Raw genomic sequence first — 13278 nt, 5'->3', positions numbered from 1 at the left:
GGCTTAATACAAGCAATTAGTAGCAGAGCCGATCGCGTGTTTTTTCCATTAAGTGGCTTTCAGTCTAAAAAATCTTAAAACTAAGCAGAGTTTGAAAGATTCTGTCCCTCGAAAATCTGTTTAACAACTCGCTTATCACTAACCGTATTTCTACAATTTAAAGGAGCCAAAAAAGTGAAGAGTGCATTTAACCCCTCAGAAGTGTTTGAAGCTGCCAGCAAAGCAGAAATCATCGATTGCATCCAGCAGCTAGTTCCCCCAGGTTCCCCGGAACCGCAAAATCCGGAAATCCTAGCGGCCTTACAAACTCTCACCGCACAGCTAATCTGGGCCTATCAAGCCGACGGACAATTAGAAAGCGAACCTTTTAGCGACGTGCGCGATCGTACAATTCACCTATACGCATCCGCCTGCAGCAGCAAAATCAAAGGAAAAACCATCCTCATCACTGGTGGAGAAGGATGCGTGGGTCGTTTCTTAATCGCAAAACTCCTCGAATTAGGCGCAACTAAAATCATTTCCGCAGACAACGCCCGATGTCAAAACCCCAAAGAAAATCTCCCGGTTTTTAACAGAGAAGGTGCTGTAACTTTCTATGCCGCCGACATTCGCAACTTCGAGGCGCTAAAACACATATTTGAGGTAGAAAAACCAGAAATTGTTTTTCACCTAGCAGCCCAACGCCAACCCGGACTCGCTGAAATCAAAATCCGAGAAACAGTTACAACCAGCCTGTTAGGATGTAAACACATCATCCAACTCTGCGAAGAATACGGCATAGAACACTGCATCTTCTCTTCCACAGGCAAAACATCTCGATATTTTACAACTGAAGTTTACGCGGCCTCCAAAAAGTTTGCCGAATGGCAATTTGCCAAAGCAGCTCAAGAAGGAGATGTCACCTATGGGATGGTTCGCTTTACTCATATGTTGGAAAATAGCTTGTTCTGCGAGCAAATGTCCAAAAAAGTACAGCAAGGTAAAACTGTCAACGTTCACGCTCCCCACCGCTACGTAACCGCTCAAAATCTTGTCGAAGCTGTACATTTATTACTGAATTCGCTGGTTGTATCCGTTCCCGGAAAACTGAAATTTGTCGCCGTGAGTAATCTCGGGTGGCCGACAGAAACCTTGGAAGTAGCTCTTTATAAAATTCTTGAATCAGGCAAAAACCTGCCGATTTATTTTCAAGGACTTTTGCCGGGATATGAAGAACCGTTTTTCCTTGGACAGTTTGACTGGAAAAAGCCTACAGACATTCACCTCCTAATTAATGTTTTGGAAGATCCTTTTAGAAGTGTTGATGATACTGGTGACATGGTGAGTGTAGAATTAGCTCCTTTTTCTTTGCGCGTGTTAGATAAACAAGTGTCGAAACTGGAAAGCTTAATCGGCGATGCAGATTTCCCGGAGGTGGAAATCAAGCACGCTCTTGTCGCAGCGGAAAAAGAAGTGATTGCTTCCTCTTTTGCGTGGAGTTCCCCCGAAGACTTGTTGAAGATTTTGCAGTGGGGGATCAATCCGAAGAAATTGCAAGGTTATGGAACGGAAATCGCTGACTACAGCGAAATTATCGAACTCCTCCTGCAAGGAATTTGCGGGCGGCTTAACCAAGAAGTCTTACACAGTGCGGGAGTTACTGCAGATGAGTTTGATGACTTAGTTGAGAGTCTTTCAACGCTGGATTTGATTCAAGCAGAAGTGGGATATTTGCGATCGGTGTCGAGATATCTCAGAGAATTTGCACCCCCCGCACAGTTCAACACCAAAAAATCTGAACCTTTTGCTATCCCCGATGCAGCGTAGCTTGAACATAGTTTTGAGTTGGGAGATTGCTTCCTGACTGGCCACCCACAGGGGGTAAATGAGTTATATCAATTCCGGTTGCACGAGCGAAATGATTGTTGACTGTTGACTCAAGATCTAAAAACTGAATGGTTGAGTGTTAACTGTTGACTCCATTTTATTATTCCGATGCAACCGGATTGGATGTTAAACATCGACTAAGTGTTTAGTTGATTAAAAATATAACACCCAGAAACCAGGTTTCTAAAAGAAACCTGGTTTCTCCAGTCTGGCCTTGTTTGAGGTTTAATTAAATTGAGTGACTTAACATTGTCAGAATAGACATGATATGATATTAGTTGCGATCGCACAACCGCAATGAAATTAATTGGTAGTAATGACGCTATTCCTAGTAATTTTAGGAGGACTTAAGTCGTCGCAACTAATGTGAAAATGATGATTTTTTGCGTGCATGATATAATGATACTTTAGAGAGCGTGGCGTCGTGAGTTAACAAAGGTGCAATAAGATTAAATAAACTCAATGAACGGAAAAAATAAAATAAAATTAAGGTACTAGAATTGTGGAAATTAATCAGCTACTGTTTCTATTGATTGATGTTGTGCTATTGACGATCGCCCTAATCCTGCTAATTCCCGTTGCAGTTCTATTCCTAGAATGCAGTGCAGCTTTCTTGTCGGGCTTCGGTGAAACAGCAAAAAGTAAAGAACCCCGCCCCAAAATAGCAGTTTTAATTCCCGCCTACAATGAAGCAGCAGGAATTGCCGCCACCATCTCCACCATTCTGCCGCAGCTAACACCTCAAGACCGCCTGTTAGTCATTGCTGACAACTGCACGGATGCTACGGCAGAAATCGCCCGCAACTACGGTGCAACGGCGATCGAGCGCCACGACACAGAACGCAAGGGGAAGGGATACGCCCTGGATTTCGGCTTGCAGTCGATCGCCTCAGACCCCCCAGAAGTAGTCATTATGGTTGATGCAGACTGCATCTGTGAGCCAGATTCCATAGAAACATTAGCCCGCGTTGCAATGGCAAAACAAAGACCGGTGCAGGCCACATATTTAATGGAACAACCGCCAGATCCTACCCCAAAAGATTCCATTTCAGCCTTAGCATTTCTCGTGAAAAACCTCGTCCGCCCCAGCGGATTAAAACAGCTAGGATTCCCGTCATTGCTAACAGGTACGGGCATGGCTTTTCCCTGGTTAATCATTCGAGATGTTCCTTTAGCTAGCAGCAATATCGTGGAAGATATGCAAATGAGTTTGGATCTGGCGATCGCCGGACATCCAACCGTATTCTGCCCCGAAGCCCGAGTCACAGGGTGTTTGCCGCAGCAGCAGGAAGCAGCTAAAAGTCAAAGAACCAGATGGGAACACGGACACATCCAGACACTGCTAACTCAGACTCCCAGGCTGGCGACAGCTTCGATCGAGCAACAGCGTTTTGACTTAATGGCGATCGCCCTCGACTTATCCGTCCCTCCCCTTTCGCTGTTAGTCGCTATCTGGCTAGCAGCTTTTGCAGCCTCATTACTAGCAGCAACCCTCGGAATATCTCCAATTCCGGCCGTCTTGTTAGGACTACAAGGATTGCTAATTTTAATTTCAATTGTCGGCGCTTGGGCTAAATTTGGGCGTGCCGACATTTCCGGTTCCACTTTGTTATCCGTACCTTTTTACATACTCTGGAAAATCCCTTTGTATCTGGGTTTTCTGCTCAAACGCCAAACCAAATGGGTGCGAACAGAACGCGATGTTTAATATTTAGATTGAGATTGTTTAACCGCAGATATCTGCGGTTAAAAAACATTATATAAAAACTCAATAAAAGCTCACCGCTGCACCGGAATTTCGATCGCAAACTCAGTCCCTTCACCCGGTGCGGAAATGCACATTAGCTTCCCACCGTGTTTCTCTACCACAATCTGATAGCTGATACTCAACCCTAAACCGGTACCTTTCCCCACAGCTTTTGTAGTAAAGAAAGGGTCAAATATTCGCGATCGTACTTCCTCCATCATCCCCCGACCATTATCAGCAATATAAATTCTCACCAAGTTTTTGTCGCATACCTCAGTCCGAATCTTAATCTTTCGCTCAAAGATTGGAGATAAAGGATTTTCTAGTTTGGCAGTTGTCTCCGGCCGCCCAACTCCTAACTCCACTGCATCAATTGCATTGCTCAAAATATTCATAAACACCTGATTTAACCCAGAAGCATAACAATTTACCTCCGGCAGTTGACCGTACTCTTTAACTACCTCAATGCCATGTCCGACTGCATCCTTTTTCAACCTGTGCTGCAAAATTAGCAGAGTCGAATCAATCCCGGAGTGAACATCCACTGGTTTCATCTCGGCTTCATCCAGGCGTGAGAAATTCCGCAGGGACAGCACAATATTGCGAACGCGATCGACCCCAACCTGCATTGATTTTAGAATTTTGGGCAAATCTTCTTGAATAAAAGCGAGGTCAATATCTTCTGTTTTAGCAACAATCTCAGGATTAGCATTCGGGTAAGACTCCTGGTAAAGATCAATCAATCCCAGCAAATCCGAGCTATAATCGTTAGCATGGAGAACATTGCCATAAATGAAATTAATCGGATTATTAATTTCGTGAGCAACCCCCGCCACCAACTGCCCCAAAGAAGACATTTTTTCAGTTTGAATTAGTTGAGTCTGCGTCGAGCGTAATTCGGACAAAGTAACTTCCAATTGTGTCGCTTTTTCTCTCAATTGCCCCTCCGACTGTCGCAAAGCATCCTCCGCTAACTTGCGCGCGGTAATGTCCTGTATCGTCCCAAATAACTTAATCACCTTACCGCCATCAAAAATAGCTTGCGCCTTAACATAAATATATCTGACAGCTCCATCAGCGCGCAAAATTCTCATCTCATACTCGCAAGGATTTCCTAACCGACTAATCTGCTCTACTGCCTCTAACCACAACTGTAGGTCATCTGGATGAATTTGCTTCCTGTGTTCTAAAATAGTGGGTTCTGGTAGTTTAGGGTCAAGACCAAAAATTCGGAATACTTCCTCAGACCAAGTTAATTTATCCCCCTCCAAATCAAATTCCCAGTTGCCGAGGTGCGCCAGTTTTTGAGCTTCTTGCAGCTTAGCTTCTTTAGTTTTTAATTCCTGCGTGCGCTCTTCTACTCTCACCTCCAGCGTCCGCGAATAATCCTCCAACTGTTCCTTAGCCGCCGACAAATTAGCAACAAGTACGGCATTCTCCAGAGAGATAGCCGCTTGGGAAGAAAGCATTTTTAACACCTCCAATCTGGTTGGATAAAACGCTTCAAAAGTTAAATTATTTTCCAGATAAAGAATGCCTACGAGTTTGCTTTGATTCAGAATGGGAGTACAAAGCGCCGATTTCACTTGCCGTCTTTTAATATAGGGGTCATCTGTAAATAGACCTTCCCTAGCCGCCTGACTTAAAACCACATCAGAGTGCGTCCTTTCAACATAATTAATCACCGTTATTGGCAAAACCTCCGCTGGAGCAACTGTCGGACATTGCTCAACTGCAACATCCGAAGACTCCACCGATGCCGCTGCTTCAATCCGCAATTTTCCGTCCTTGGGCATCAGGAGAAAACCTTTTTGCGCCCCAGCATTCTCAATCGCCATTTTCATTAACTTTTCTAATAACTTGTCCAACACAATTTCACTAGCTAGCGCTTGAGATGCTTTAACAACAGTTGTCAAATCCAATAAACTGCTGTGACTGCTGCTCGTGCTATAATTAGTGCTAGTAATAGTTCGATCGGCGCTGGCTTTTCCCACCGATGCAGGCGGTAAAGAACTCGGATACTGTGACTCCAAATGTTTTACCTTAGCGGTTGCTCCCCAGTGAATATAGCCGTAGTAAGCATCTATCAGATAAGTCTGAGCTACTTTATTTCGACCGTTAGCTAGATAAAATTCTGCCGCCCGTTCGTTTGCTAGCGCTGCTTCGTGGATGTATTCATTATTCGAGGCTCCTTTCACCGCGCGATCGTAATACAGAGCAGCTTTTTCAGACTGTCCCAATACTCGCGCTTTCTCGGCCTCTACTAAGTCATATTTATGCTGATAATTTCCCGGAGAGTTCAAAGCCCAATGCTTCATTTTTTTCTGAAGCGAAGCAACTTTTTTTAAATGTTTTTTCTGTTCAATTTTTGAAGCTGTGGGATACAAAGCTAAGAGCGCTAGGGAATAGTAAAAATTGTGGATGGGAACATACATCGAAGACATCGCACCCTCAGAATAATTTGATGCTGTCGCGGCATTTTCCGCAGATTTAGCATAATCTTTAAATAAATAATTTAGCCATGATTTATATAAATATACTACAAATAATACCAGATTATTTTGACTCTCCCTTAAAGCTGGCAGCATAGTTTCTTCATTAAATTCTTCTCCCGTCAATAGGCAATTATTTGCTGTTTTACCTTGCAAGTTTAAGACAGCTTGCGCCCCAACTTTGGCTTGATAAATCATAATTTCATTTTGATAATTAAGCAACATTTGAATATATTGATTCTGCTTAGTTTCCACGGAGTCCAGAGGTTCGCCGCTCAAAAATATATAATTGCTATAAAAACTAGCACAATAACAAGCATTGCTGACATCTCCAGTTTCTAGTCCGCTCTGAATACCCTCAATTAAACCTGTAAAACTTGCTCGGCCACCCTCAGACCAGTGACGGATTAAACCATTAAAAATTAGTGAAATTTGAGAGTTGTGCAAGTTGGTGTGGAATCGTTCTAAAAGTGCCTGAGCCATTTGACCGTATCGGTATCCAGCATCCATATCGCCTAACACCCCACACTGGAGCAAACCATAGTTTGCATATCCGAAACTAGATAGCGGCGCATTCCCGTATTTAAGAGAAAGTGTAACCATTTTCAAGACTATCAATGGGAACATATCGGGTGCTGCTACAAAAGTAGCCGGACTCATGTTCATTAAAATCCGTAGAACTGCAATTTTATTAGGGTCAGCCATTGGTGGCAGTTCCAATAAATCCTCAATCTGCTTATTTCTTAAAGCTAGTTTTGTCAGAAATAGCTCCTTGAGTATCTTCAATTTTTGTGGGGTTCTTGGGATGTACACTCCCAGCATTTTTAAAGCTTCTATAGCTATATCTATCGAAGCTTGGGGTTGATTTTGATTAAAGTAAAAACTAACTTTTAGCTCGTAAACTTTGACTTTTTCTAGCAAATTTTTGGCGTGTAATATAATAATCTCTGATACCTGGAACGCTCGCTCAAAATCGGTATTTATATAAGACAATTCCAGCGCTTCGGTATGGAGTTCCACGATTAAATCGTAGTGACTCTGCCAAGCTCGATCGGGTAGAAGTTCTAAACCTGCATTAAAATATTTGAGCGCTGCTTGCGTGGCGGCAGAACTCTTAGCTTTCTTACCAGCTATCAGATTCAAGTTAGCTAGTTCATCTCGTTTGTCTTGATTTATGATGAATTCCACCCCGATATTGAGTTGGTTAACAATATCAAAGATATTTTCTGCTATTTCCGATGCCGTAGGGACGGTGCCCCCGTGCCCGCCCTTTTGCAGCAGGGAGCCGATTTTTAAGTGGGTTTGTTTTTTCTGGGAGTCAGGGATGAGAGAATAGGCGGCTTGCTGTACGTGATCGTGCAAAAACCTGTAATCAATTGAGCGTTGCGTAATTGCGGGATAATTTTGATTGTTTTGTGGGATGGGCGTCTCGCCCGTCGCGGGATGATTTTGATTGTTTTGTGGGATGGGCGTCTCACCCCTCCGCTGTGTTTTCACGATTTCTTCATCAACCAGGGGAATTTTGTAAGCATCGCTCATTGGCAGAATTAAACCAGCTTGCAGCGCATCCCATAAATAAGTCGCCGTTTCCGAGCCTGATTTTCCGCTAACAATTGCCAAATTTTCTAAACTAAAACGGTTCCCGATACAAGCAGCTAATTTTAATACTTGCTGCGTCTCCTCCGGCAATTGTTGAATATTTCGAGCCACTAATTCAACGACACTGTAATCTGCAAGGCCAGCGGCTTCAATTTCCATGATGTCCCACTGCCACGCACCAACAGAGAAATCAAAAGCTAACAGTTTTTCTGAATGAATAGTTGAGAGCAGTTGAGTTAGAAAAAAGGGATTTCCGCCACTTTTATCAAAAATTAACTGTGTCAAAGACTTTAACTTTTCGGTTTCATTACCCAAAGTATCCTGTACTAGCTCAGTGACGCTGCTCAACTCTAAACATGGGAGCATAATGTGATGCACCTGAGCACCACTCTGTTGAATTTTTTCGACAGTTTGAACTAAAGAATGAGTCGAATTGACTTCGTTATTTCGATAGGCTCCTATCAGTAAAAAATATCTGCTTTCCAAGTCTGTTACCAGTTCATGAATCAATTTTAAGGAAGCTAAATCTGCCCACTGCAAATCATCCAGAAATAGAACTAAGGGGTGTTCTGCTTGGGCAAACACCTTCAAGAATTCTTTGAACAATCGATTAAAGCGATTTTGAGATTCTGTCGGCCCCAATTGTGGAACAGCAGGCTGCGAACCAATTATTAGTTCGACAGAAGGGACAACATCAATAATAATTTGACCGTTTTGACCTAGCCGCGACAAGAGCTTTTCTTTCCAAATTGCCAACTCGTCTGAGCTTTTTGTTAATAACTGCTGCATCAATGACTCAAAGGCTTGAGTCAGGGAAGCATAAGGAATATCCCGCTTAAACTGGTCAAATTTACCAGCAATAAAATAACCCCGCTGCCTGACAATTGGTTTGTGGATTTCACTGACAACTGAGGTTTTACCGATGCCTGAGTAACCGCTTACCAACACCATCTCAGTTTTCCCAAAGCTGACTCGCTCGAATGATGCCATCAAATCAGCGACTTCTTGTGTGCGGCCGTAGAGTTTTTGGGGAATCAAAAATTGACCTGATTTGTCAAGTGTCCCTGGAATGAAATTTTCTATTTGGCCAGTAGTTTGTAGCTGAGTTAGACAATTTTCCAGGTCTGCTTTTACTCCAAAGGCACTTTGATATCTGTCTTCGGCATTTTTAGCTAATAGTTTCATGACAATGGATGAAACCATCTGCGGGACTTCATTGTTTAGTTGATGGGGAGGAACGGGCGTCACCGCAATGTGGCTGTGAATTAATTCTAATGGGTCGGTTGAGTTAAAAGGCAAATCTCCTGTCAGCATTTCATAAAAGGTGATGCCTAGAGAGTACAAGTCTGTTCGGTAGTCGAGGTCTCGGTTCATCCGACCGGTTTGCTCTGGGGATATATAGGCTAGAGTGCCTTCTAGCATGGTGGCATTGCTATTTTGGTGGACTTCTCTAGATAGGCGCGTTGCCATGCTAAAATCGGTGATTTTTACTTGTTGAAAATCTGGGGTAATGATAATATTTGAGGGTTTTATATCTTTATGAATTATCTGGTTTTGATGCACTTCTCCGAGAGTTTGAGCCACTTGAATAGCCAGCGGCAAAAACTTCTGAATTTTAATCCTTTTACCCGCTAGATGGTGTCTGAGAGATTGACCGCCACAATCTTCTAATATGAGGGCGAAACTGTTTTTATATTTTTCTAAGCTATAGGGTTGGACAATCCCTTCGACTTTGAGATTCGAGCTAATTTTGTATTCATGTCTCAAGCGGGTTATTTCTTCTATTGTGGGATATTCGGTATTGAGTGTTTTAACGATGACTGATGCTCGATCTGATTCCCTGACTGCGCGATAAATGATGGATTTCACACCAAGTTGAACAACTTCTGTTATTCTGTAACCGGGAATTGCATTCATGGGTTTTATTCTATCTATGACTAAATTTTGGGTAAACATTTTTCTTGATGTCGAGCGACTCTCGGACGGACGGTACTTAAGTATTTTTTAGGTAGCGGGTATTTTATAATACTTTAACTATGTTAAAATATCAGTAATTACTCAGGGATTTTTTAGATAGGGAGATGCCTAAACTTTGAAATGGCATGGAGGGGCGGACAGCAGAACATCTGGTTTGAGCTTTGACTTAATCATGTACGGTCTGACACCTCACCGAGTTGATTGCAATATTGTAACAAATTCTGTGATGCCGATCGCACGCATGAAAGACAAATCCTTATGAATTCAAGGTTTAGCTAACTTTTTGACCCTTGTTACCAAGAAAAAATTAGACGCCCGGGGCTGGAAAACTCTAAACTGCTTTCCAAATTGATCGAGCAAAATATGACGAAATTTTGCTGCGACACGCTGAAGAAATGGGATGCTTAGTCAGAGAAGAAACGGCGGTGGTTAAGGTAGATGTGGTGGGTGATCGCATTACGGCCCTGCACTTGCGATCGCCAGAACAAATAACCGCTTAATAAATCCTCAACATCTAAAAAACTGGTTTACTAAATGCTGTTACTGTCATCTATAAACTTGCAATTTGCTGTATGAGCGATCGGGAGCCTCTCAGTTTTGGTTTTATAGTACCAGCGTCCCCGCCCGCTTCGCTCTGCAACCTTCGCTGTGCGGGGACGCTCCGACGAATAAAAAAAATACTTTTTGCAAAACTTAGATGCTCTCTGAGCGACCTGGGGTATTTTTAGGTTAGACAAGGTATTATACCCCATCTGCGATATAATTATCAGTTAGCCAACACCAAAAGGAGACAAAGAGCATGAACGAGGCAACACTGCAATACTTCTTAGCAGATTACCCAAGAACATTGTTTCCCCTGGCTACTACTCGTATTCTTATTGAGAATCATGGGGACGCAATTCTTAAATATATCTATGAAAAAGTATTAAATGAATCAGAGAAAGAGTACTCATTTGTGCCTCAGCTTCCCTGTTATGCCTCTAAAACAGGTTTTCACCTTCGGCGAACAGTTAAATTAGATCCTGTGGCAGAATTGTTTATTTATGATCTGGTTTATAGAAATAGAACAAGTTTTCGCTCTGATTTTCGTGAGAATAGAAAAAGTTTTGGCTATAGATTTGAAGGTGGGCAACCCGTTGCTCAAACCAAGAGTTATGCAGAATTTAAGTCATGTATTGGAGAGGCAAAGAAATCTTATCGGTTTAGCGCCAAGTTTGACATAAGTTCGTATTTCAACTCAATTTATCATCATGATCTTATAGCTTGGTTTAGTGAAAAAAAGCCAAGTGAAGGAGGGCGAAGTTTAAAGGACACAGAAGACTTTGGGCAGTTTCTAAGGGAAATAAATGCTGGCAGATCAGTCGATTGTTTGCCGCAAGGACTGCATCCATGTAAGGTTATAGGTGCAGAGTTTTTAAAATTTGTTGACAATTCTATTAATATAAGAAGTCAACTGATGCTCCGTTTCATGGATGATTATTATCTCTTTGATAATGATGAGACTGTAATTAATTCAGATTTTGTTGTAATTCAGAGAATGTTGGGGGAAAAAGGTCTTTTTTTGAATTCTGCAAAAACAAAAATTGGTCAAGTAGACGAAATTAATATTGAAAAGCAAGTTGATGCTATTAAAGCAGGCTTATTGCAAGTTAGACGACATATTATTGAAGTTTCTGGTATAGAGTTTGAGCAGGATGAGGAAGAGGAAGAGTATGAGAACCTGAGTGATGAGGAAATCGCATATTTGCTAGATATTTTAAAAGATCCAGATATTCATGAAGAAGATGCTGAACTGGTTTTAGTTCTACTCCGAAATCATGGAAGTGATGTTCTAGAGCAAATGAGAAGTTTTCTAGAACGTTTCCCAAGCCTTAGCAAAACTTTTTATACCTACTGCGGATATTTAAATGATAAAACAGAGCTATCTAACCTGGTTCACGAATTTCTTAAGACCTCTAGAAATACAACAGAAAATCAATTATTTTGGCTTGCTAAAATGGCAGAAGATTATCTTATGAAGTCTCATAACTATGGTGACATAATTGACTTGTTATATAATCATCCTCACGCCACAAGCTTGACACAAGCAAAATTACTTGAGATCCCAGACCATCGGTTTGGATTACCTGAACTCAGGTCTGAACATCTTCGTGTTGGAAAGTCAGATTGGTTATCTTGGTCAGCAGCAGTAGGCTGTCGTAAAGAGACTGAAAGCCGTAGGAATTATATTTTGAAGTATTTCTCCAAAGCTAGCTCAATGAACAAGCTGATATCTGATTGCATTTCTGCACTCTAAATAATCCTGTATAACAATTCTCGTGCAACAGACTCACAAACGTCGCTGGTTATGAGTTCCAGGTATTAGTAGCCGCTGAATCGGAATGTTATTTCGCCAGCGCAACAAACACAAAAAATCTGAAGCTGGAAAATTCCAACTTCAGACTTTTACTAACTCCCCGGGTAGGATTTGAACCTACGACCAATCGGTTACACTTATCCCAACGTTTCCGAAGGGCGCGGACTATTTCATCATCCCTACAAATCATGTTTGTGATCTGTCGTCGGATGTCGGGCGCTATGAGATTTATTGGTTAGGCTCCTCATCTCTAGTCTCTGCACCTTTCCGGCTAATTGCGATCGTAACCGCTGCCTTTCGCCAGACTTGGCTCAAGATTGCCGCCACCCGAAGTGCTGCGGTTTCCTTGAATTCACCCGATTTTTCAGTATCCGTTACCGGATAGAGCTGCTATGTCACTAGGGCTTTTGGTTTATGCCAAAGGCTTGCATTCATTACAGCCGACCGCTCTGCCACTGAGCTACCGAGGATTGGGGGTTTTTGTTACCCACATTTACTAACAATAGCTGAACTTACTCGATTTGGCAAGGCCTTTGAGAAACTTTTTTTTAATCAGACAGCGAGCGGGTTTCAGCAGTTAATGCAGCCCCATTCTCAACTTGGCGAGGCGCTGCTGGGATTCTGGATCGAGGGAACTGGAGAGAAAGCGACTGGAATTTTGTTTGCGGGATTTGTGCCGACGCTCGCTGCGGCGGGCGGTGGATTCTACATCAGCCGCTAGTTGTTCGGCGGACATCCATTCGGCACCGTAGCCGACTACGGTCAATTGCTGCGCTCGGTCTGATGTGGCGACAATCATGCGGCCTTTGCCTTTGACCGATCGCAACTCATACCGCAAATTAGCACAAGATTTTTCAATATAAGTATCTGCTGTCTGACCGAAGTCAGTGTAGTGCACCGATAAATTTTTAGTAATAATTTCTTTAACGCTGGGAGTATCTCGATAGTGCGCGTCAAACACCAGCCTGGCCTCAAAATCTTGAACGGCGCTGTAGTTAACTAAAACCTCAATCAACTCGCGGCGAGCCGTTTCGAGTTCGTCGCGATCGCGCTTCTCTCGGAGTCGAGGCCAAAGCCCAATTATGTTATAGCCGTCTACAAGTAAAACTGCTTGTGATACATAGGGTGACATGGTTCAAGGCTGAAGAGATCCAGCACGTATAGGACATTATTTGCATTGTTCATCAAAGCTTTTGTTCAATAATATTACCTATTGATGTGTAATTGCTAGATTACATCGC

General features: G+C 42.6%; 7 protein-coding genes. 5 read left to right on the top strand and 2 right to left on the bottom strand.

Annotated elements, in window-relative coordinates:
- The first annotated feature begins 174 nt into the window (after positions 1-174).
- A complete protein-coding gene (locus QUA58_RS13420; RefSeq protein ID WP_333255533.1) occupies positions 175-1806 on the top strand; it encodes a polysaccharide biosynthesis protein in 1632 nt (543 codons plus the stop codon).
- A gap of 562 nt (positions 1807-2368) precedes the next feature.
- The gene (locus QUA58_RS13415) at positions 2369-3574 is read left to right on the top strand and encodes a glycosyltransferase (RefSeq protein WP_333255531.1); all 1206 of its coding nucleotides are present in this window, start codon (positions 2369-2371) and stop codon (positions 3572-3574) included.
- 71 nt (positions 3575-3645) lie between these two features.
- Here QUA58_RS13415 and QUA58_RS13410 read toward each other — a convergent pair whose 3' ends face one another.
- Complete coding sequence (locus tag QUA58_RS13410) at positions 3646-9621, bottom strand: AAA family ATPase (RefSeq protein ID WP_333394439.1); 5976 nt, start codon at positions 9619-9621, stop codon at positions 3646-3648.
- Between the two features lie 175 nt (positions 9622-9796).
- Between QUA58_RS13410 and QUA58_RS13405 the strand changes: the two genes are divergently transcribed.
- The 3 genes from QUA58_RS13405 to drt5 all read left to right on the top strand — a co-directional run bounded on the left by QUA58_RS13405 (position 9797) and on the right by drt5 (position 11977).
- Entirely contained in the window at positions 9797-9943 is a 147-nt protein-coding gene (locus QUA58_RS13405) for a hypothetical protein (protein ID WP_333394437.1), read from the top strand.
- A 112-nt stretch (positions 9944-10055) separates the two neighbouring features.
- Complete coding sequence (locus QUA58_RS13400) at positions 10056-10181, top strand: hypothetical protein (protein WP_333394436.1); 126 nt, start codon at positions 10056-10058, stop codon at positions 10179-10181.
- 299 nt (positions 10182-10480) lie between these two features.
- Positions 10481-11977, top strand: a complete 1497-nt coding sequence (drt5, locus tag QUA58_RS13395; RefSeq protein ID WP_333394434.1) for an antiviral reverse transcriptase Drt5 — start codon at positions 10481-10483, stop codon at positions 11975-11977.
- A gap of 637 nt (positions 11978-12614) precedes the next feature.
- Here drt5 and QUA58_RS13390 read toward each other — a convergent pair.
- Positions 12615-13169 (bottom strand): NYN domain-containing protein, encoded by a 555-nt coding sequence (locus QUA58_RS13390; protein ID WP_333255522.1) that lies wholly within the window; start codon positions 13167-13169, stop codon positions 12615-12617.
- Positions 13170-13278 lie beyond the last annotated feature (109 nt).

The sequence above is a fragment of the Microcoleus sp. N9_A1 genome, from assembly GCF_036701795.1.
Taxonomy (GTDB): Bacteria; Cyanobacteriota; Cyanobacteriia; order Cyanobacteriales; family Microcoleaceae; genus Microcoleus.
Note: the sequence above shows the minus strand (reverse complement) of the source record. Positions and strands in the feature narration are given on the sequence as shown.

Coding starts and splice junctions, on each gene's coding strand:
- QUA58_RS13410 (WP_333394439.1), bottom strand. CDS start 9,621: ATGAATGCAATTCCCGGTTACAGAATAACAGAAGTTGTTCAACTTGGT.
- drt5 (WP_333394434.1), top strand. CDS start 10,481: ATGAACGAGGCAACACTGCAATACTTCTTAGCAGATTACCCAAGAACA.
- QUA58_RS13390 (WP_333255522.1), bottom strand. CDS start 13,169: ATGTCACCCTATGTATCACAAGCAGTTTTACTTGTAGACGGCTATAAC.